The organism is Rhizohabitans arisaemae (assembly GCF_025996515.1).
In the GTDB taxonomy this organism is placed as follows: Bacteria; Actinomycetota; Actinomycetes; order Streptosporangiales; family Streptosporangiaceae; genus Rhizohabitans; species Rhizohabitans arisaemae.
Window position 1 is genome coordinate 193,234 of sequence record NZ_BLRH01000021.1, and the last position, 21,050, is coordinate 214,283.

The window sequence follows — 21,050 nt, forward strand, 5'->3', positions numbered from 1 at the left end:
GACCGGATTGGGCCGGTGTTCGGCCTGGTGCGCTGAGACGGGTTCAGTCGGTGCGGATCGCGGTGAAGCGCCGGGCGACGCCCAGGTCGGCCGTGATCCGCCGCGCCGCTTCGCGGAGGTGGGGGAGGATCGACGCGCGCAGGTGGCCGAGGGGGTGCCGTCCGGCGTGGGTGGAGACGTTGACGGCGGCGACCACCCGGCCGGTACGGTCGTGGACGGGGACGGCGATGGACCGCAGGCCCACCTCCAGCTCCTCGTCGACCAGGGAGTGGCCCTCCTTCGCCACCTCGTCGAGCAGGGCGGCCAACGCGTCGCGCGAGGTGACGGTGTGCGGCGTCAGCCGTACCGGCTCGATCTCGCGAAGGATCGCGGCCCGCTCGTGCTCGGGCAGGTCCGCGAGCAGGACCCGGCCCATCGAGGTCGCGTACGCGGGAAACCGGGTGCCGAGGGTGATGTCGACGCTCATGATCCGTACGGTGGGCACGCGGGCGACGTAGCGGATGTCGGTTCCGTCGAGTACGGCCATGGACGCCGAGTCATGCACCTGGTCGACGAGGGTCGTCAGGTGCGGCTGGGCGATCTGGGGGAGGGGCAGCGTGGAGAGGCAGGCGAAGCCGAGCTCCAGCACGCGAGGGGTCGGCAGGAACCCCCGGCCCGCTTCGGAGGCGTAGCCGAGGTGAACCAGCGTGATCAGCGCGCGGCGTACGGTGGCACGACTCAAGCCGGTGGCCTGGGCCACCTCGCTCAGGGTCAGCCCGGTCTCAAGACCGGCGGGAGACGGGGGTTCCGGGTCTCGATCAGGGCGCTTCCCAGGTGGCAGGTCGTTCGCGGACGCGTTGTCCGAGGTGGATGTCACGCCTGGCCTCGACGCGTATGACGCGTGGCCCGAGCCCAATGCGATCAGGACGCTCAGGCCGCGGGCGAGTGACTCCACGAACTCGGGCCCCAGCTCCTCCTTCGACGCCCGCGCCCACGTTGCGATCGGGTCCGAGGGATTCTTCCGGGGAACAGGGGACTCTGTCAGCGCCGACTCCATCTTGGAGATCGTTCTCCGCAGGCGTGGCAGGACCAGGTCTCGGAGGGACTCGGCGCTTTGCCTGCCGGCGTGGCTGACCACGCTCACCGCGCACACGACGTGCCCGGAGGCGTCCCGTACGGGCATCGCGACGGCGACCAGGCCGGGCTCGATCAGCTGATCGTCGAGTGACCAGCCGTCCCGCCGGGCCCTGGCGACCCGTTCGGCGAAGGTCTCGGCTCCGCCGTCCGTGTTCGCCGGGAGCGCGGGGAAGCCGGTGGGGGACGGCGACGGATCTTCGGTACGGCCCGCGGCGAGGACGGCCCCCGCGGCGAGGCGTTCCCCGGGGAGCAGGTCGCCGACCCGGAAGGTGACGCTCATCGCCCGGCGCCGGGTCGCCTGGTGGACGAAGCGGACGCCGCCCTGGTCCGCGACGGCGATCGAGACGGATTCGTCGAGTTCGTCGGCGAGCCGGTCGGCCTGCGGGCCGAGCAGGTGGGGGAACCGGCTCGCCGCGAGGTAGGCGTTGCCGAATTCCATCGCCCGTGGGGTGAGCACCGCGTCCCGGCCGTCGAGGCGGATGTGGCCGAGGCGTTCCAGGGTGCTGAGCACGCGGTCGATTGTCGAGCGGGCGAGCCCGGTGTCGCGCACCAGATCGCCCGGGCTGCGCCGGCCTTCGGCCTCGGCGAGCCGGCGCAGCACGGTCAGTCCCCTGATCAGCGGGCCCACCGCCTCCGGGGGCGGGGTGTTCACAAGCGCGTCCTCCACCGGGAAACCGTATCGGCCTTGACAACACCGACATCAAACAAGGAAACTCTCCAACCACAATAATGAACCAAAGTTCACTAGGCGAACAAGAGGCGATATGGCGGAATTGGCAACACTGCGGGAGGCGGTGGCGGAGCTGATCCACGACGGGGACGTCGTCGCCATGGAGGGGTTCACCCATCTCATCCCGTTCGCCGCCGCCCACGAGGTCATCCGGCAGGGCCTCGCCGATCTCACCCTGGTCCGGATGACCCCCGACGTCGTCTACGACCAGCTGATCGGCGCCGGAGCCGCCCGCAAGCTGGTCTTCTCCTGGGGCGGGAACCCGGGCGTGGGCTCGCTCCACCGGTTCCGCGACGCCGTGGAGAACGGCTGGCCGCACCCGCTGGAGGTCGACGAGCACAGCCACGCCGGGATGGCCAACCGGTACGTCGCGGGCGCCTCCGGGCTGCCGTTCGCGGTCGTGCGCGCCTACCGGGGCACCGACCTCGCCTCGCGGACCTCGACCGTGTCCACGGTGACCTGCCCGTTCACCGGAGAGAAGCTGGCCGCCGTGGCCGCGCTCAACCCCGACGTGACCGTGATCCACGCCCAGCAGGCCGACCGCGCCGGCAACGTGCAGCTGTGGGGCCTGACCGGGGTGCAGAAGGAGGCGGCGCTCGCCGCGCGCAGGGTGCTCGTCACCGTGGAGGAGATCGTCGACCGGCTGACACCCCGGCCCGGCGGTGTCGTCCTGCCCGGCTGGGCGATCACCGCGGTCGCCGAGGTGCCCGGCGGCGCCCACCCCTCCTACGCCGCGGGTTACTCGGTCCGCGACAACGGCTTCTACCAGGCCTGGGACGCCGTCTCCCGCGACCGCGACACCTTCACCGCCTGGATTCGCGACAACATCCTGGAGCGCCCGTGACCGGATGGACCCCCGACGAGCTGATGACCGTCAACGCGGCCCGGGCCCTCGCCGGCGCCCGGACCTGCTTCGTCGGCATCGGCCTGCCCAGCGCCGCCGCCAACCTCGCCCGCCGGACCGCGCAGCCCGAGCTGGTCCTCGTCTACGAGTCGGGGGCCCTCGGCGCCAAACCGAGCAGGCTGCCGCTCTCCATCGGCGACGGCGAGCTCGCCGACACCGCCGACGCGGTGGTCTCCGTACCGGAGATGTTCAACTACTGGCTCCAGGCCGGGCGGATCGACGTCGGCTTCCTCGGCGCGGCGCAGCTCGACCGGTACGCCAACATCAACACCACCGCGGTCGACCGCGGCCCGGACCGCCCCGAAGGCCGGCTGCCCGGCGCCGGGGGAGCACCGGAGATCGCCGCCTCCTGCGGCGCGGTCCTCATCGTGCTCCGCCATTCGACCAGGAACATGGTGGACCGCCTGGACTTCGTCACCTCGGTCGGCCACGGCTCGGGGCCGCGCGACCGTTCCCGGCTCGGCCTGCTCGGCAAGGGCCCGGTCGCGGTCATCACCGACCTCGGCATCCTCCGCCCGGATCCCGGCACCGCCGAGCTGACCCTCACCGAGGTGCACCCCGGCGTCACCGTCGAGCAGGTCCGCGCCGCCACCGGCTGGCCGCTCAAGATCGCCGGCACCGTCGCCGTCACCGGGCCGCCGACCCCCGCCGAACTGGCCGCGCTCCGCGCCATGAAAGCCGCCTGACATGAGGTGCACGGTACGGCGCCTCGCCGGCGCTCAGGTCTGGTACGGCCTGCGGCGGGCCACCCGCGGGGGTTCCTCCTCGCAAGCCTGCGGTAAGCGGTATCGGGGGATCCGGCCTCGTCCGTCCGGCATCGGAGGGTTCGCCGGCACCTCGGGGGCCACGCCCGGTACCGCCTGCGGCCTGCCCGTCGCCTGTTTCCAGGGGACGCCTGGTCTTGCCGAACCGCCGGGGGTGGGCGACGTCATCGCGGCGAGTGGCATGGAAGGAGCCCGCGTGATCCGCACGGGACCGGTCTGGTCCGGTACGGCCTGCGGCGGGCCGAAGCCGGGCGAAGGGGCCGACGTGGTCCGTACAGAACAAAGGAGATCGTGGTGAACGACGTCTACATCGTGGACGCGGTCCGGACGCCGTTCGGCCGGTACGGCGGGGCGCTGTCGGGGGCCCGCCCCGACGATCTCGCCGCCCACGTGGTCCGGGCGCTCGCCGATCGGGCGCCCGAGCTGGATCCGGCGCGGATCGACGACGTGTACCTCGGCAACGCCAACGGCGCGGGGGAGGAGAACCGGGACGTCGCCCGGATGGCGGTCCTGCTGGCCGGGCTTCCGGTGACCGTGCCCGGCGCCACCGTGAACCGGCTCTGCGGCTCGGGTCTGGAGGCCGTGGTGCAGGGGGCGCGGGCCATCGCGGTGGGCGAGGCGTCCGTGGTGATCGCGGGCGGGGTGGAGTCGATGACCCGGGCGCCCTGGGTCCTGCCCAAACCCGAGCGCGCGTTCCCCGCCGGGCCGCAGACACTGCACTCGACCACGCTCGGCTGGCGGTTGACGAACCCGGCGATGCCGGCGGAGTGGACCGTCGCGCTCGGCGAAGGCGCCGAGCTGATCGCCGGCAAGTACGGCGTCACCCGGGAGACGCAGGACGCGTTCGCCCTGGCCAGCCATCGGAAAGCGGCTCAAGCCTGGGCGGACGGGGTCTATGCGGACGAGGTCGTCCCCTATCCGGGGGTGGAACTCGGCCGGGACGAGTCGATCCGCGATGACACGTCCCTGGAGTCCCTCGCCAGGTTGAAGCCCGCGTTCCGGAAGGAGGGCGGCACCGTCACCGCGGGGAACTCCTCCCCTCTCAACGACGGCGCGGCAGCCGTACTGCTCTGCGACGAAGAAGGGCTGAGAGCGACCGGCCGGGAGCCCCTCGCCCGGATCCGCGCCTGCGCCGTCGCCGGAGTCGAACCCCAGTTCTTCGGGCTCGGACCGGTGGACGCGGTACGGCGTGCGCTGGGCAGGGCTGGGAAGGACTTTTCGGATTTGTCGGTCTTCGAACTGAACGAGGCGTTCGCCGCGCAGGCGCTTGGCTGCCTCGCCGAATGGCCCGAGCTCGACCCGGAGATCGTCAACCAGCGCGGTGGGGCCATCGCCGTCGGCCATCCGCTCGGCGCGTCCGGCGCCCGGCTCGCCGGAGCGGTCGCCCGGCGGCTCGCCGCACGGGGATCCGGGACCGGGCTCGCGGCGCTCTGCATCGGCGTGGGGCAGGGCATCGCCGTGGTCCTGGAGCGGTAGAGGAGCAAGGAGACCCAGTGGAGAGCACCCAGACGGACATCGACGCCGAGATCGCCGCGGCCGACGCGGTCGCCCTGCCCGGCCGGATCCATCCGGATCGGGACTACCCGCCCTACCGGAGCACCGTGCTCCGCCATCCGAAGCAATCGCTTGTCGTCGTCCGCGACCCCGAGGCGGTCGAGCTGAGCGGGCCGGTCTTCGGCGTCACCGACGTCCTCGGCCACGACGCCGACCTCACCCGGCAGCACCGGGGCGAACCCCTCGGCGAGCGGATCACCGTCACCGGGCGGGTCCTGGACCGCGACGGCCACCCGATCCGCGGCCAGCTCGTCGAGGTGTGGCAGGCCAACGCCGCGGGCCGGTACGCCCACGGCGGCGACCGGCATCCGGCCCCGCTCGACCCGAACTTCACCGGCGCCGGTCGCTGCCTCACCGACGACGAGGGCCGCTACACCTTCACCACGATGAGACCGGGCGCCTACCCGTGGCGGAACCACCGCAACGCCTGGCGGCCCGCGCACATCCACTTCTCCCTGTTCGGGACCGCCTTCACCCAGCGGCTCGTCACCCAGATGTACTTCCCCGGCGACCCGCTGCACGCCCGCGACCCGATCCTGCGGGCGGTCGCCGACGAGAAGGCCCGGCGGCGACTGATCGCCGACTACGACCACGACCTGTCCGTCCCCGAATGGTCCCTCGGCTACCGGTGGGACATCGTGCTGGACGGACCCGCCGCCACCTGGATCGAGGAGGGCCGGTGACCGTCACCCCGTCCCAGACCGTCGGGCCGTTCTACGGCTACGCCCTGCCCTTCCCCGGCGGCGCCGACCTCGCCCCCGGCCACCCCGGTGCGATCACGGTGCACGGATACGTGTACGACGGGGCCGGGGCTCCCGTACCCGACGCGCTGCTGGAGTTCTGGCAGGCCGGACCGGACGGCTCGCGGGCCGGGGCCACCGGCTCCATGCGCCGCGACCCCGTCACCGGTGCGGTGGCCGGGCGGGACGGTGTCGCCTTCACCGGGTTCGGCCGGGTCGCCACCGACCCCGACGGGCACTACACCCTGCGCACCCTGCCGCCCGGCGGGACGCCGTACCTCGGCGTCTGCGTCTTCGCCCGCGGGCTCCTGCACCACCTGTACACCCGGGTCTACCTGGAATCCTCTCCCGGGGATCCGGTGCTCTCCGGCTTGACCGCCGAACGGGCCGCCACGCTGATCGCCACTCCCGAACGCCCGGGGGTGCTTCGTTTTGACGTTCGGCTCCAGTACGACGGAACCCATGAGGAGACGGTCTTCCTTGCCTTCGAGTAAACGGAGGGCGCTACATCCGATATGTCTGGCTGGTAGGGGCGTATCGCGGCGTGCTTTTGCCGGGGTGTGTCGCCGGATTCGGCACCCGGAAACCCGGGGGAGTAGCGGCATGCCGTCCGGTCGGAACGCGGGCAGGCCGTCGATGTTCGTCAGGACGGCGATGTGACGCGCAACCCGATAGGCGTGACCCCCTCTTCGCGCGGGTCCTGCTTTCCGTGTGACGGACATCCGCCGCTTCGAGCAGCCGGGCGCGATCCCCGGGCTTCGTGGCGGGGAACCCGGGCGGACCGCCTCGGCTCCTGCCCAAGTCACCAAAGGGGACGGATCCGTTGACCGATCGGCCGGTGGACGCCGGGCTGCTCAACCCTGACTGGGCCGGGACCGCGGTCGAGCTCGCCACGGACGACGCCGCCTACGTTCGGGCGATGCTCGACGCCGAGACGGCGCTGGCGCGCGCCCAGGCCGCGCTGGGGCTCGCGCCCGCGGCGGCGGCCTCCGCCGTGGCCGCCGTGGCCGCCGGGCTCAAGCCCGACATGTCCGCGCTCGCACAGCGTGCCCGTACCGGCGGCAACCCGGTCATCCCGCTGGTGGCGGATCTGACCGCCGCGGTGGCCGAACGGGACCCGGGTGCGGCGCCGTACGTGCACCGGGGCGCCACCAGCCAGGACATCCTGGACACCGCCACCATGCTCATCGCCTTCCGGGCGTTGAGCCGCGTCCTGGACGACCTGGACCGTACGGCGGACGCCCTCGCCCGGCTGGCCGCCGCCCACCGAGACACCCCGATGGCGGGCCGTACCCTCACCCAGCACGCCGTGCCCACCACGTTCGGCCTGAAAGCCGCAGGGTGGCGCAGCCTCGTTTGCGCCGCGCGGGACCGCCTGGCCGCGGTACGGGCCGCGCTCCCCGCCCAGCTCGGCGGGGCGGCCGGCACCCTCGCCGCCTTCCACGCCTTCGCCGCCGCCGAACCCGGTGCGGGGACGGGCCCGGCATCCGGCGCGGGCGACGGCTCCGCCGGTGACCTGGGACTACGGCTGGTCGCCCGGTACGCCGCCGAGGTCGGGCTCGCCGAGCCCGCGCTGCCGTGGCACACGCTCCGGGCCCCGGTCGCCGACCTCGCCGCGGGATTGGCTTTCGCCGCGGGCGCCCTGGGCAAACTCGCGGCCGACGTCCTGACGCTGTCCCGTACCGAGATCGGGGAGGTCGCCGAGGGGAGCGGCGGCGGCTCCTCGGCGATGCCGCACAAGGCGAACCCGGTACGGGCGACGCTCGTCGCCGCCGCGGCCCGGCAGGTTCCGGCGCTCGCGTCCGTCCTGTTCGGCTCCCTCGCCGCCGAAGACGAACGTCCCGCCGGCGCCTGGCACGCCGAGTGGCAGCCGCTGCGGCAGGCGCTGCGCCTGGTCGGCGGCGCGGCCGCGGACACGGCCGAGCTCACCGCGGGGCTCCGCGTCCGTCCGGGCCGGATGCGGGCCAACCTCGGCCTGACCGGCGGCCTGATCGTCTCCGAGCGCCTGGCCGCGGAACTCGCCCCGCTGATCGGGCGGGCCGAGGCCAAGCGTGCCCTGACCGAGGCCGCCCGCCGCGCCGCGGAGGAGGGCACAGGCCTGGCGGAGGCGCTGCGGGCCGACCCGGCCGTCACGCACGCCCTGCCCCAGGCGAAGCTGCGCGAACTGTTGGATCCGGCCGGATACCTGGGCTCCGCCCCCGCGCTCGTCGACCGTGCTCTGGGTCGGACGGAGAGATCATGACGGATTCCACGGCACAGGAGGGGCTTTGACCGGCATCGCGGTACCGCATCACCGGATCGACGGGGCGGAGTTCGCGCCCCCGCTGATCCTCGGCCCGTCGCTCGGCACCTCGCTCACCGTCTGGGGGCCGCAGGTGTCCGGGCTCGCCCGCCACCACCGGGTGATCCGCTGGGATCTGCCGGGGCACGGCGGCTCGCCGGCCGGGCTGCTGCCGGACACCGCGCCGGGGGCGACCACGGTCGCCGACCTCGGACGATCGGTGCTGAACCTGGCGGACTCCCTGGGCGTGGAGCATTTCGCCTACGCGGGGATCTCCCTGGGCGGCGCGGTCGGGACCTGGCTCGCCCTCCACCACCCCGAACGGGTCACCCGGCTCGTCCTGGTCTGCTCGTCGGCCCGGTTCGGCGATCCGCAGATGTGGCGGGAACGGGCGGAGCTGGTACGCGCCGAAGGCACCGACCCCGTCGCCGACACGGCCGCCTCCCGCTGGTTCACCCCGGCCTTCGCCGGTTCCCCGCCGGCCACGTCGCTGGTGGCGGACATGCGCGCGGCCGACCGGGACGCCTTCGCCGCCTGCTGCGACGCGCTGGCCGTCTGGGACGCCCGCGCCGAGCTCCCGCGGGTCACGGCGCCCACCCTGGTGATCGCGGGGCGGGACGACCCGGCCACCCCGCCCGCGCACGCCCGGGAACTGGCCGACGGGATTCCCGGGGCGAGCCTGGTCGAGGTGGCCCGCTCGGCCCACCTGGTGGGCGTGGAGCGGCCCGCCCCCGTCCTGGCGGCGATACTGGACCACCTGGTGCCGGGCGTCTTCCCGCACGGCGTTTCCCCGGTTTCCCCGGTGACGCGGCCGGAGCCGGCTCGTCCGGAGCCCGGCCACACCACCCTGGACGACGGCTCCCGGTACACCGCCGGGATGGCGGTACGGCGCGCGGTCCTCGGCGACGGACATGTGGACGGGGCCGTCGCCCGGACCACCGAGTTCACCGCACCGTTCCAGGACCTGATCACCCGGTACGCCTGGGGCGAGATCTGGACCCGGCCCGGTCTGGACCGCCGGACCCGCAGCTGTGTCACGCTCACCGCGCTGGTCGCCCACGGACACCACGAGGAGCTGGCCATGCACGTCCGCGCCGCGCTCCGCAACGGCCTCACCCCCGCCGAGATCGGCGAGGTCCTGCTCCAGACCGCGGTCTACTGCGGCGTACCCGCCGCGAACAGCGCGTTCGCGGTGGCCGACCGGGTCCTCCGCGAGGAGCCCGAGCCCTGATCACCGCATACCGGCTGGGCCTCCCATTCCGCGTGCACCCACTCGTCGAGCCGCCTGCGGCCGTACCGGATCCGCCTTCACCGGGGTTGTTCTGGTCTGTCCCACGCAGGCCGAGGCGCCGTGATCACCGGAAGGAATGTCCGGTAGGGCCGCGCGGGGCACTCCTGTCGCGTGGTCGGCGCTCAAGCCGCCTGTGGCCGTACCCGATCCGCCGGTCCCGGACACCGGCCGATCGCAGTGGATCCTCCGTCGTGGGGGACGGCCGGGCACGACTCCGGTACGGCGGGAGCGTGGCCCGGCGGCGAACCCGGTTCGCCGCCGACGTGCCCGCCGACCTGCGGTCCCACCTCATCACGCTGCGCAGGGACGTCCTCAACTCTCGGAGACCCAGCAACCCGGACCCCGTCCGGGCGCACGCCGCCCGGCTGACCGACCGGGCGTGTTTCGCCGTACCGGCCTGGGCGACCGGGTCTCAGCGATGTGCGGACGCGTGTGCGCCGCGTGAGGACGGGCCGCGGGAGAACCGGCGGAAGTGGCGGGCGATCTGTTCGAGGTGACGGACCTCGTCGAGGAATCCGGCCTCCTGGGTCACGGGTGCGAGGTGAGCCGTGGCGGGACGGGTGCGGCCTTCGGCCGGGTCGGCGCGCAGGGCCAGGTGAATGGTCGCGGCCTCAAGGGCGGCGCGGGATCCGTCTGGGGCGGTCAACGCGCGGGCGCGGGTGAGGACGTCGTCGTCGATGTGGGGGCGCAGGGCGAGCTGGCCGTCACGGATCTCGATGACCGTCCGATACAGGTAGAAGCGCAGGCGGCGGAAGCGCCGGGACCTGCCGGCGGCGGAGGCCTCGGGCAGCAGGGTGATCGTCGGATCGGCCGCGTAGAGGGCCTGCCAGAGCGGAAAGAGCCGCCGGTAGGCCCGGTAGAGCCGCAGCCACTCCGCCGCTTTCCCCGTGTGCCGGGCCAGTGGGGGCATCATCAGGCCGACGAGCCCGAACAGGACGGTCAGCAGGTAGAGGACGCTCCCGGCGGCGTACTCGAACTCGCCGACCCCGTCGAGGAGGAAGTACCCGGCCGTCAGCGCGCCCGCCTTCACCGCGCAGTAGAGCACCCCGAACACCGAGCTGACCGTGAGCATGCGCAGGCCCGCGCGCAGCGCGGTCCGATCCGCGAGGCGGGCGTACCGCCAGGTCACGATGCCGACCTTGACCTCGATGAACGCCACGTACCCGGCGTAGACGTACACGTAAGGCGAGGAGTAGAGCACGTGGACGGGACGGGCGTCCACGCCGAGCGACGCCGCCGGTTGCGGGGGCGTCAGGGCGAACAGGACCGTCGCGGAGACCAGTGCCACGGCGAGTCCGGTCAGCTGCCACCGGGTCGTCAGCGGTGTCCCGGCCTCGTCGTGGCTGCGGAGCAGCAGGAAACCGTAGCCGCCGCCGAGCGCGACCATCGTGGCGGCGTTGCCCAGGAATCGGCCCAGGTTCGCGATGCCGGTGACCCCGTCGATCCACGGGGCGGCGAACTGCGCGCTCATCGCCACGGCGAGCATGCCGAGGGTCAGGCAGAGGACTCTCAGCGACGGATTGCCGGGATCGCGCCGGAGCAGCACCAGCTTGTGCCCGAACGCCGCCCAGGACCCGAGGATCAACGCGCCGACGACGACGATTCGCGGCAGGTCATCCATGGGCGGGTGACCGGGGGGAGTCGACGCCGCGTTCGAATCGCATGAGGCCCGAACGGGTGGCCGGATCCGTCGGGAGCTCCCGCGCGGGTGCCCACTCGGCCTGCTGCAGGATCAGCGACGCGATCATTTCCGCTTCCCGCTCCTCTTCGGTGGAGTACCTGGTCCGGGCCAGAAGCCGCCCGACGACCGCCGGATCAAGATGCGGAAACAGCACCCGCGCGTGCGCGGCGTCCATGGCCGGCGGCTGCGGTGGGCCCGGCGGCCCTTGGGCGCCGCGCGGGTCGGGCCGGCTCCGGGAGGCCTCGTGGCGGCAGATCATGTGGCCGATCTCGTGCAGCACGATGTGTTCCTGGTGGAAGCGGCTGGTGGCCTGCTCGTGGAAGATGTAGTCGGTGGTGTCGCCCGCGATCCACAGACCTCCGGGGCCCGGGGAGGGGAACTCCATGGGCGCGACGATCAGCGGGCGGCCGCGCCGCCGGGCCAGCTCGACGCAGAGCTTCGTCAGATCGAAGGGGCGCGGGATGAAGACCTCTTTGAGGCGTCGGCGGCACCGGCGTTCGAGTGCGCTGAGTTCCACTTACGTGATCTCCTCCGCCGAAGTTCAGCCGTCCTGCCTGGGTGGGAGTCCTTCGAGCTCGCGGACCCGCGCGACGACCTCGCGGAGCGAGTCGAGGCTGGCCGCCGACAGCCCGTCGGCCCGCAGCGCGAGGTCCCGCACCCGTGCGTCCCGCATCGCCGCCACCAGTGCCAGCTCGGATTCGACCTGTACGGCGACCGCTTCGTCGAAGAAGTAGGCGACCGGTACGCCGAAGAACCGCGCGAGCGCCGTGATGTGCTTGAGCGTCGGGTTGTCGCGTTGCCCGGTCCGCAGGTACCAGAGGTAGGAGGCCGAGATCGTGACCTCCTGGTCGCGGCCCACGGCTGAGGCGACCTCGTCGTTGCTGTACTCCCGGCGGCCGCTCTCCCGGACCGTCGCGAACAGGTAGTTCAGCCGGTCGGCCAGCGTGCGGCCGGTAGTGGACGCCTCATCGGGATCCATCTGCGCCCCTTTACGCCGGACGGCTTGTGACTGAGGTGGAGATTCTACCCGAAGTTTTGATCTTGACTGATGTTAATTCTCTGGCTCATGAGAATCGACATCAGTTGACGATGTTCATGGCCGAAACTAGCATTCCAGTTTGACAGACATGTAGAAAAGATCTTTATCCTTCATTTCAGTCAAACCTCCCGAAGGGGCTGTCATGCGGATACGTCGTTCGCGCACCGCAGTGGTCATCGGGGTGGCGATACTCTCCCTGATGGGGACTCCTGCCACCCACACCCACGCCGCCCCGATTGAACCCGCCCCTCTGCCGGCGCGGGGTGTCGACCGGGTTCTCCTCGTCAACCAGGCCAGGATCACGAAGGTCTCCGAACGGATCCTGAAGGCGGCCGAGGCGCTGCCGGGTGACTCCGGGTTCGCCGGCAGCAGCACCGATCAGGCGAGGTCCCGGCTCACGCTGTACTGGCACGGGAAGGTCCCCGCCGGCGTGCGGAGCGCGGCGGACTCCGACCCGGGTGTCCAGGTGACGGTTGTGCCCGCCGCGTTCAGCCTGAAGACACTGAAGAAAGCCCAGCAGGCGGTGGCGGACCAGAACCCGCCCGGCAAGCGCGTGAACGGGCTGCCGTCGATCGTCTCGGCGGCCCCGGCCGTGGACGGCAGCGGGCTCGAGGTGGAGGTCGAGACCGTCAAGGGTCTGACCACGCCTGGTTCACCGGTTCGGGCGAAGGAGCGGTTCAGGACGGTCACCGGCGAGGTCCCGGTGACCGTCACCGAGACGACACGGCCGACCTTCGCCCGTCACAACGGTCAGGCCTACGGCGGCGCGCAGTACTTCGTCTACGGAGGTACCTGTTCCCAGGGGTTCTCCCTGTGGGCGTGGGGCTCATGGAGTTACATGCTGACGGCAGGGCACTGCGGTACCGACGGTTCGTGGGCCTACCCGCCGCAGGGCTCAACCCCGTATGCGCATGTCGTCCAGCGGGATGTCAATCACGACACCGCGCTGCTGATGCCGAGCCACGGCTCCAGCCAGAGCCACTTCAGGAACCAGATCTGGTGGGGCGGCCCCGACGAGCATTCACTGCGTGCCAACGTCACGGGTGTGGCGCCCCCGGTGAGCAGCAATGACCTGGTGTGCCCCTCCGGAGGTTTTTCCGGATCCTACTGCGACGTTCTCGTCGGCAATCCCAATACGTTTATCGACATGGAGAACCCGTTGCCCCCCTACCAGATGATCCGAATTTGGGACGTTGCCACCGTCATCGCCTTCCACGGCTATAACCCGGTCTGGGGCCAAGGCGACAGTGGCGGTCCGGTCGTCACCTATGACGGTAACCCTGCGGGTAACGTCGCCGCCGTCGGGACCATCATCTCCTCGTACGGTGAGCTGTCGCCCTGCCGCGGCTTCTTTTACCGGACCTGCATGAATCGTGGCGTCTACGCCCGCCTCGACCGCTTCCTGGCCCGCAATCCTTCCTTCCAGCTTCGCACCTGGTGACATTCGGGGGCGCCCTCACCGCCACGACCTCTTCCTTTCATGTTCGGGGCCGGTCGGGGAATCGGGTCAAACTCTGATCCGGCCGCAGTACCTATCCACATGCCCCTTTGTGCCGAACCATTCGTGACTGAGGTGGAGATTGTATCGGGCGGTTTCGACTTTGACTTGAATAAAGACGATCGGTTGCTAAGTTCCATTTCCGTTGGCCATTGTCGTTGTCGGAATTAGCATTTTGGCTTTGGCGGGAATGTAGGAAATGTCTTTCAAGTCGTCATGTCGGTCAAAGAAGGGACTGCTATGCGGTCACGTCGTTCGCGCACCGTAACGGTCATCGGGGTGGTGATGCTTTCTCTGGTGGGGACTTCCGCCACCCACGCCCACGCCGCCCCGCTCGACCCGGGATCCCTGCCGACACCCGGCATCGACGACCGGTCCGTCCTCGTCAAGCAGGCAAGGGTCACGAAGGTCGCCGAACGGATCGTGAAGGCGGCGGAGGCGCTGCCCGGCGACTCCGGGTATTCGGGCATTCGCACCGACCCGGCGAATTCCCGGTTCACGCTGTACTGGCACGGGAAGGTCCCCGCCGGTGTGCGGGAGGCAGCGGAATCCGACCCGGGCGTGGAGGTGTCGGTGATGTCGGCCGCGTTCAGCCTGAGGACGCTGAAGAAAGCCCAGAAGGCGGTGTCGGACCAGAACCCGCCCGGTCGGCGCGTGAACGGGCTCTCGCCGATCGTCTCGGTGGCTCCGGCCGTGGACGGCAGCGGGCTCGAAGTGGCAATCGAGGCCGTCAAGGGTGTGACCACACCCCAGTCGCTGGTTGAGACACAGCGGTGGTTCGGAACCGTCACCGGCGAGGTCCCGGTGACCGTCACCGAGACGACTCGGCCGGTCGCCACCGGCCGCCACGACGGCCAGGCCCACGGCGGTGCGCGGTTCGTCGTATCCGGACGCACCTGTACCCAAGGGTTCTCCCTCTGGGCGTGGGGCTCATGGAGCTACATGCTGACGGCCGGGCACTGCGCCGCTGAGGGCTGGACGGCCACCCAGCCGCAGCCCTCGGCGCCGTACGCGCATGTCGTGCAGCGGGAGGTCAACTACGACACCGAGCTGCTGATGCCGAGCCATGGCACCAGCCAGAGCTTCTTCACGAGGCAGATCTGGTGGGGCGGCCCTTACGAGCATTCGCTGCGCGCCAACGTCGCGGGTACGGCGGCCCATCGCTCGGGTGACCGGGTCTGCGCCTCCGGAGGCTTCAGCGGAGTCCATTGCGACGTGATCATCGACAACCCCGATGCCTTCATGGACTTCGAGAACCCGTTGCCACCGTTTGGACGTACCCGAGTATGGGATGTCGCCATCGTCATGGCCTCCGGCCCCGACAACCCGGTCTGGGGCGAGGGCGACAGCGGCAGTCCGGTCGTCACCTATGACGGCAACACCGCGGGCAACGTCTACGCCAACGGGATCATCAGCATCGCCTTCGGCAACATAGTGGACTGCCGGGGCATCCGTGGCCGGAAATGCTGGAACCGCGGAGCCTACGCCCGCCTTGACCGCTACCTGGCCCGCAATCCCTCCTTCCAGCTCCGCACCTGGTGATCCGGTGGGGCGGTCTCGCCGCCCCACCTTCCGTTTCCCCACGCCCCGGCCAACCGGTTGGGATTCCCTCAAGCCCCGCACCGAACGTCAGGCCGATGCTCCTCATGGTGGGGAGATCAGCTCGATCCACGGGGCGTCCGAGGCGGTGTCGTGATCACCTGGAGTGGTGTCCGGTACGGGCTCCGCTCGGCCTCCCTGGACTGCGCCCGCCGACCCCGGTCCTGCACCCGCTGAGCATGTGTCCTGGATGGAAGCCGGAAATCGGGGGAACGGGTCAGGTTCTGAGCTTGCCCCGGTACCAGCCGTAGCACTGGCACTCAGGTCCCCTCACCGGCATTCCTCAGGATGAACATGGGGTGCCGGTCCGCTGTGCGGACTGGTCCATTGCCCGGATGTTCCAGTGACTACAGAGTTGGCGAAACCGCGCCGCGATTAACGCATAGTCGCCGTTTGCCTGACATATCCGCCCATAGGGGCGTCAACTCTGTAGGGAGATCAGTGTGGGAAGTACGACGGACGCCGCTGAGCGGTTCTTCGTCGGCACCGACGTCGGGGGGACCTTCACCGACCTCGTCGTCCTGCAGGACGGCCGGCCGCCGCGCCTGTTCAAGGCGCCGACCACCCCGCACGACCGGTCCGAGGGCGTGGTCGCTGCGCTGTCCCTGGCCGCCGCCTCGTACGGGATGGACCTGAACGCCTTCTGCGGGTCCATCGTGTACTTCGCGCACGGCACCACCGCCGCGACCAACGCCCTGATCGAGCGGAAGGGCACCCCCACGGCGCTGCTGACCACGCACGGGTTCACCGACACCATGCTGATCCAGCGCTCGATGACCTCCTGGGTCGGCCTCGGCGCCGCCACCGGCCACTACAGCAGGCGGCGCAACCCCGCGCCGATCGTGGCCCGCGACCGCATCGCCGGGGTCACCGAGCGGATCGACGCCACCGGTACCGAGGTGGTCGCCCTCGACGAGCAGGAGGTACGCGGACTGCTCCGGCGGCTGCGCGCCGAAGGCGTCCAGGCCCTCGCGGTCGCGTTCCTCTGGTCGTTCGTCAACGGGGCACACGAGACCGCGGTGGAACGCATCGTGGCGGAGGAGTGGCCGGAGGCGTATCTGACCCTCTCCCACCAGGTCGCCCCGGTGATCGGCGAGTACGAGCGGTCCGCCACCACCGTGGTCAACAGCTACCTCGGCCCGGTCATCCGCGACTACGTGGCGAACCTGGAGGGACGGCTGCGCGCGAACGGCTTCGACGGCGACTTCTCGATCATGGACTCGGGCGGCGGGGTGATGCGGGCCGAGGACGCGGCGCGGCGTGCGGCGTCGATGCTCACCTCAGGTCCCGCCGGAGGTGTCCTGGCCTCCGTCTCGCTCGCCCGCAGACTCGGCCACACCGAGGTCATCACCTCCGACATGGGCGGCACCAGCTTCGACGTCGGCCTGATCATCGGCGGGCAGCCCCTGGTGGAGCGGGTCGGAGAGGTCGGCGACCTGCACCTCGCGCTACCCCGGATCAAGGTGACCGCGATCGGGGCGGGCGGCGGCTCCGTCGCCCGGGTGGACGAGGCGGGTGTGCTCGTCGTCGGCCCGGAGAGCGCGGGCTCGGTCCCCGGCCCCGCCTGCTACGGCCGCGGCGGCGACCGGCCGACCGTGACCGACGCCGACGTCGTGCTCGGCATCATCGACCCGGCGCGTTTCCTGGGCGGGCGGATGCCGTTGGAGCGTTCCCTGGCGGAGAAGGCCATCCTCGTCCATGTGGCCGGTCCGCTCGGGCTGAGCGTGGAGGAGGCCGCGGCCGGGATCCGCCGGGTCGCCGACAACCAGATGGCGGACCTGCTCCGCAAGGTCACCGTCGAACAGGGCCATGACCCCCGGGACTTCACCGTCTACGCGTACGGCGGCGCGGGCCCCACCCACGCCTACGCCTACACCGAGGCCGCGGGGATCTCCACCCTGGTCGTGCCGCCCACCTCGACCGTGCACTCCGCGTACGGCACGGTCACCTCCGACCGCTACCGCGCCGTCCAGACCACCGACGTACAGCGGACCCCGCCCGGTGCGCCCGACCCGGCCGTCCACCTGGACACGGCACGGATCAACGCGACGCTCGGCGAGCTGACCCGCCGCTGCCGCGCCGACCTCGACGACGACCCGCGGGTACGGCTGACGCGCATCGCCTACCTGAAGTTCCGGCGCCAGTCCCACGAGCTCCCGCTCCCCGTGCCGGACGGCGAGGTCACCGCCGGTGTGCTGCGTGAGCTGATCGAGGAGTTCCGGGACGCCTACGAACGGGTGTACGGCGCGGGGACCGCGCTGCTCGCGGCCGGGGTCGAACTGCACACCCTGCGGGTGGAGGGCCGGGTCCGGGTCACCGACGTGACGGAGGGGGCGTACCCGGGCTCCGCCGACCCGGCCGAGTCGCTGCTCGGCTCACGCCAGGTGCACTTCCCCGAGACCGGCCGGGTCGCCACCGCCGTGTACCGGGGGGACGGACTCGGCGCGGGGGCCGAGCTGCGCGGCCCCGCGATCCTGGAGTTCCCCGGCACCACCGTCGTGATCGGCCCCGGTCAGCTGCTCACCGTCGACCGGTACAGCAACCTCGTCATCGACTGCAAGGGGGACTCGTGACCGCCACGGCCATCGACCCGGTGACCTTCGAGGTCATCCGCCACCGCCTGCTCGCCATCACCGACGAGCAGGGCGCCACCCTCGCCGCCATCTCCGGCTCGACCCACGTGGTGGAGGCGAGCGACTACAACGTGGGGCTCTACCTGCCGGACGGCTCGGTGGCCGCGATGGGTCGTACGATCCTCTCGCACTCCTCGTCCATGGCGGCGATCACCCGGTCGGTGATCGAGGACTGTGCCGAGGACCCCGGCATCAACCCGGGCGACATGTTCATCGTCAACGACCCGTGGAAGGGCACGGTCCACGCCCAGGACGTCGGCCTGATCGCGCCGATCTTCCACGAGGGGGAGCTGCTCGCCTGGACCGGCGCCATGTGCCACATGGTGGACGTGGGCGGAATGACCCCGGGCAGCTTCTGCATCGACGCGACCGACTCCTACCAGGAGGGCCTGCAGATGCCGCCGACGAAACTGGTCGACGGCGGGAAGGTCCGCACCGACGTCTGGAACCTGATCCTCGCGCACACCCGGATGCCGGCCACCGTCAACCTGGACCTGCGTGCCCTGGTCGGGGCGAACAACACCGCGATCCGGGCGATGACCGCGCTCGCCGCCAAGTACGGCGCCGGCGTGGTCCGGACCGTGATGGGCAACCTCATCGAGCTCTCGGAGCGGCGGCTCCGCAACCGCCTGGCCCGGCTCCCCGACGCCCGGTTGCACTCCCGGGCGTTCCTCGACAACGACGGCGGCCTCGCCGGATCCGCGGAGAACGCCGTCCACGAGGTGGATCTGGTCCTCACCAAGCGCGGGGACACCCTGCACTTCGACTACTCGGGTTCGTCGCCGCAGGTGAAGGGATACGTCAACTGCGCGTACTCCGGGATGATGGCCGGGATCGCGGCGGCGCTGCTGCCCACCCTCGCCTACGACGCGCCCTGGAACGAAGGCCTGTTCAAGCCGGTCCGGGTGGACTGCCCGGAGGGGCTGATCTGCAACGCGGTCCGCCCGGCCGCCGTGAGCGGCGGGGCGCTGGAGGCCGGCTGGCTGGTGGAGATGACCGCCGTGGAGTGCCTGTCCAAGCTGGCGGCCTGCTCGGACGAGCTGCTGGGGGAGGCCCAGGCCGTCCCGGCGGGCGGTCCCGACAAGTTCGTGCTGACCGGCGCGGGGGAGAACGGCGCCCGCCAGACCTACGTGATCATGGACTGCCTCGCCACCGGAGGGGCCGCCTACGCCCACCGCGACGGGGTCTGGACCCAGGGCCAGCACAACATCGAACGGCAGAAGATCTCCAACGTGGAGGCCGTCGAGATGGACTCGCCCCTGCTCTACCTGTGGCGCGGCCTGGTCCCCGACTCCGGCGGAGCCGGGCGCACCCGCGGCGGCCTGAGCATGGGCGCCGTCTACACCGTGCACGGCGGCCGGGACGTCAGCGCGCTCAACTCGGCGCACGGCTGGGCGGTGCCCAACTCGACCGGGATCTTCGGCGGGTACCCCGGCGCGCAGAACACCCGGACCGTGGTGCACGACAGTGACGTCAAAGCCCGGCTTGCCGCCGGGCACCTCCCCTCCGTGGCGGAGCTCTCCGGGGAACGGCCGGTCATGCGCGGACGGCAGGGGCTTTACCGGCTCGGCGACGACGACGTCCTGGCGACCGTGCCCCAGGCGGGCGGCGGCTGGGGCGACCCGCTGGAGCGTCCCGCCGATCATGTCCAGGCCGACCTGGACTTCGGCGCGGTAACCCCCGGCGCGTCGGAACGGATCTACCGGGTGGTGCTCGACCCCGAGGGCCGGGTCGACCAGGCAGCCACCGAGAGTCTGCGGGCCGGAGTCCGCGCCGAGCGGCGCGACTGGCCGGCCGAAAAGGCGCCGCCGGACCGTCCGGCGGGCCCGCTCACCCGGATCCATCCGCTGGGCGACGCGCTGGAGGTCGTCGAGGCAGACGGTGCCCGCTGGACGGCCTGCACCTGCGGGTTCGCCTTCGCCCCCGTGCAGGAGCCGTGGCGGCCGTACGCCGGGCTCCGCGCCGTACAGGACATCCGCGAACTCAGCCACGCCACCCGACTGGACGAGGACCTGGAGCTGCGCTGCTACGCCTGCCCCGGCTGCGGGCGGCTGCACGCCGTGGACGTGGTACGGCGCGGCGCGGACCACCTGGACGACCTCCGGCTGCTCGGCGGGGAGGCGTGATGGGCCGCCTCGTCCTGGCCGCCGCCACCTCCCACGTCGGCGCCATCGTCAGAAACCCCGGAGCCGACCCGGCGCGCTCGGACGTCCTGCACCGGGCGTGGGAGACGCTCGACGCCGAGCTCGCCGCCCTGAAGCCGGACGCCGTGGTGCTCGTCGCCACCGACCACTACGAGACCTTCGGCCTGGAGAACTATCCGACCTTCTGCCTGGGCATGGCCGACGTCCACGAGGCGTGGGGGGAGTTCGGCAACCCCGGCGGAACCGTGCCCGGCCGGCCGGAACTCGCCAAAGAACTTTTGCACGGCCTGCACCGCCGCGGCTTCGACCTGGCCCGTTCGCACACCATGGCCTTGGACCACAGCTTCATGGTGCCGCTGGCCAAGCTCCCTGCCGCAGCGTCCGCCGGGGTCGTCCCGCTCTTCGTCAACTGCAACACCCCGCCGCTGCCGACCCTGGCCCGCTGCGCCGAGCTCGGACGGGCCCTGGCCGACACGATCGCCGAGCTCCCGGGGGGCGCCCGGGTCGCGGTGATCGGAACCGGGGGGCTGTCGCACTGGGTCGGCCTGCCGCGGTTCGGCGACATCAACGAGGCGTTCGACCGGAAGGTGCTGGACCTGCTGGAGCGGGGACGGCTGCCCGAGGTCCTGGCCTGGAGCGACGAGCGGATCGAGTCCGAGGCGGGCAACGGCGCGCTGGAGCTCCGCACCTGGGTGATCGCCGCGGCGGCCGCGGGCGGGCGGTGCCGCACCCTCGCCTACCAGCCGATGTACCCGTGGACCGTCGGCATCGGCATCGCCGCCTTCGACGTCGTGCGCCCCGACGCCGGGCTTGGGGTGGTGCTGTGAGCATCGTCGGCCTCAACCGGCTCGCCCGGGAGCTGGAGCACACCCCCGGCCTGCGCGAACGCTACGAGTCCGAGCCCGGCGAGGTGCTCGGCCGGTTTCCCCTCGATCCGGAGGAGCGGGACGCGGTACGGCGCCGCGACGCGGCCTGGCTGCTCGCCGCCGGGATGAACCCGGTGGCCCTGCGCAACCTCATGGTCGTCCTCGGGGTCGCCCATCAGGACATGTACCGCTCGCGGGAGGGCGACTGAG

The 21,050-nt window shown here is 71.6% G+C and carries 17 protein-coding genes; 13 read left to right on the forward strand and 4 right to left on the reverse strand.

Annotation, left to right across the window (positions count from 1 at the left end; all coding sequences use genetic code 11):
- Window positions 1–43 precede the first annotated feature (43 nt).
- The gene (locus RUR_RS09260; RefSeq protein ID WP_283134535.1) at window positions 44–1,783 is read right to left on the reverse strand and encodes an IclR family transcriptional regulator domain-containing protein; all 1,740 of its coding nucleotides are present in this window, start codon (window positions 1,781–1,783) and stop codon (window positions 44–46) included.
- A gap of 97 nt (window positions 1,784–1,880) precedes the next feature.
- Between RUR_RS09260 and RUR_RS09265 the strand changes: the two genes are divergently transcribed.
- From RUR_RS09265 to pcaDC, 7 genes are all read left to right on the forward strand, one after another.
- Window positions 1,881–2,690: a CoA transferase subunit A gene (locus tag RUR_RS09265; protein WP_283134536.1), complete on the forward strand. Its 810-nt coding sequence runs from the start codon at window positions 1,881–1,883 to the stop codon at window positions 2,688–2,690.
- A gap of 23 nt (window positions 2,691–2,713) precedes the next feature.
- Entirely contained in the window at window positions 2,714–3,436 is a 723-nt protein-coding gene (locus tag RUR_RS09270) for a CoA-transferase subunit beta (RefSeq protein WP_283134732.1), read from the forward strand.
- A 372-nt stretch (window positions 3,437–3,808) separates the two neighbouring features.
- Window positions 3,809–4,990 (forward strand): thiolase family protein, encoded by a 1,182-nt coding sequence (locus RUR_RS09275; protein WP_283134537.1) that lies wholly within the window; start codon window positions 3,809–3,811, stop codon window positions 4,988–4,990.
- A 17-nt stretch (window positions 4,991–5,007) separates the two neighbouring features.
- Entirely contained in the window at window positions 5,008–5,751 is a 744-nt protein-coding gene (pcaH, locus tag RUR_RS09280) for a protocatechuate 3,4-dioxygenase subunit beta (protein WP_428846984.1), read from the forward strand.
- Complete coding sequence (gene pcaG, locus RUR_RS09285; RefSeq protein WP_283134538.1) at window positions 5,748–6,302, forward strand: protocatechuate 3,4-dioxygenase subunit alpha; 555 nt, start codon at window positions 5,748–5,750, stop codon at window positions 6,300–6,302. The genes pcaH and pcaG overlap by 4 nt, the downstream gene beginning before the upstream one ends.
- 329 nt (window positions 6,303–6,631) lie before the next feature.
- The gene (pcaB, locus tag RUR_RS09290; protein ID WP_283134539.1) at window positions 6,632–8,050 is read left to right on the forward strand and encodes a 3-carboxy-cis,cis-muconate cycloisomerase; all 1,419 of its coding nucleotides are present in this window, start codon (window positions 6,632–6,634) and stop codon (window positions 8,048–8,050) included.
- 25 nt (window positions 8,051–8,075) lie between these two features.
- Entirely contained in the window at window positions 8,076–9,320 is a 1,245-nt protein-coding gene (gene pcaDC / locus RUR_RS09295; protein ID WP_428846985.1) for a bifunctional 3-oxoadipate enol-lactonase/4-carboxymuconolactone decarboxylase PcaDC, read from the forward strand.
- 472 nt (window positions 9,321–9,792) lie between these two features.
- Here the strand turns inward: pcaDC and RUR_RS09300 are convergent, their stop codons facing one another.
- The 3 genes from RUR_RS09300 to RUR_RS09310 are packed head-to-tail and all read right to left on the reverse strand — an operon-like array spanning window position 9,793 to window position 12,040.
- On the reverse strand, window positions 9,793–11,001 hold the full coding sequence (locus tag RUR_RS09300; protein ID WP_283134540.1) for an MAB_1171c family putative transporter: 1,209 nt from the start codon (window positions 10,999–11,001) through the stop codon (window positions 9,793–9,795).
- Window positions 10,994–11,578: a hypothetical protein gene (locus RUR_RS09305; RefSeq protein WP_283134541.1), complete on the reverse strand. Its 585-nt coding sequence runs from the start codon at window positions 11,576–11,578 to the stop codon at window positions 10,994–10,996. Before RUR_RS09305 ends, RUR_RS09300 begins: the two co-directional genes overlap by 8 nt.
- 24 nt (window positions 11,579–11,602) lie before the next feature.
- Entirely contained in the window at window positions 11,603–12,040 is a 438-nt protein-coding gene (locus RUR_RS09310) for a helix-turn-helix domain-containing protein (RefSeq protein WP_283134542.1), read from the reverse strand.
- Window positions 12,041–12,242: 202 nt separating this feature from the next.
- Between RUR_RS09310 and RUR_RS09315 the strand changes: the two genes are divergently transcribed.
- The 6 genes from RUR_RS09315 to RUR_RS09340 all read left to right on the forward strand — a co-directional run bounded on the left by RUR_RS09315 (window position 12,243) and on the right by RUR_RS09340 (window position 21,049).
- Window positions 12,243–13,541 (forward strand): chymotrypsin family serine protease, encoded by a 1,299-nt coding sequence (locus tag RUR_RS09315; RefSeq protein WP_283134543.1) that lies wholly within the window; start codon window positions 12,243–12,245, stop codon window positions 13,539–13,541.
- Window positions 13,542–13,895: 354 nt separating this feature from the next.
- Window positions 13,896–15,140 carry a chymotrypsin family serine protease gene (locus RUR_RS09320; protein ID WP_283134544.1) on the forward strand — a complete coding sequence of 415 codons (1,245 nt, stop codon included), beginning with the start codon at window positions 13,896–13,898 and terminating at the stop codon, window positions 15,138–15,140.
- 500 nt (window positions 15,141–15,640) lie between these two features.
- Complete coding sequence (locus RUR_RS09325) at window positions 15,641–17,770, forward strand: hydantoinase/oxoprolinase family protein (protein ID WP_283134545.1); 2,130 nt, start codon at window positions 15,641–15,643, stop codon at window positions 17,768–17,770.
- Window positions 17,767–19,956, forward strand: coding sequence for a hydantoinase B/oxoprolinase family protein (locus RUR_RS09330; protein WP_283134546.1), 2,190 nt, complete (start codon window positions 17,767–17,769; stop codon window positions 19,954–19,956). Before RUR_RS09325 ends, RUR_RS09330 begins: the two co-directional genes overlap by 4 nt.
- On the forward strand, window positions 19,956–20,801 hold the full coding sequence (locus RUR_RS09335) for a DODA-type extradiol aromatic ring-opening family dioxygenase (protein WP_283134547.1): 846 nt from the start codon (window positions 19,956–19,958) through the stop codon (window positions 20,799–20,801). The genes RUR_RS09330 and RUR_RS09335 overlap by 1 nt, the downstream gene beginning before the upstream one ends.
- Window positions 20,798–21,049, forward strand: a complete 252-nt coding sequence (locus RUR_RS09340; protein ID WP_283134548.1) for a hypothetical protein — start codon at window positions 20,798–20,800, stop codon at window positions 21,047–21,049. Before RUR_RS09335 ends, RUR_RS09340 begins: the two co-directional genes overlap by 4 nt.
- Window position 21,050 lies beyond the last annotated feature (1 nt).

Coding starts and splice junctions, on each gene's coding strand:
- RUR_RS09270 (WP_283134732.1), top strand. CDS start 2,714: ATGACCGTCAACGCGGCCCGGGCCCTCGCCGGCGCCCGGACCTGCTTC.
- RUR_RS09335 (WP_283134547.1), top strand. CDS start 19,956: ATGGGCCGCCTCGTCCTGGCCGCCGCCACCTCCCACGTCGGCGCCATC.
- RUR_RS09315 (WP_283134543.1), top strand. CDS start 12,243: ATGCGGATACGTCGTTCGCGCACCGCAGTGGTCATCGGGGTGGCGATA.
- RUR_RS09300 (WP_283134540.1), bottom strand. CDS start 11,001: ATGGATGACCTGCCGCGAATCGTCGTCGTCGGCGCGTTGATCCTCGGG.
- RUR_RS09265 (WP_283134536.1), top strand. CDS start 1,881: ATGGCGGAATTGGCAACACTGCGGGAGGCGGTGGCGGAGCTGATCCAC.
- RUR_RS09310 (WP_283134542.1), bottom strand. CDS start 12,040: ATGGATCCCGATGAGGCGTCCACTACCGGCCGCACGCTGGCCGACCGG.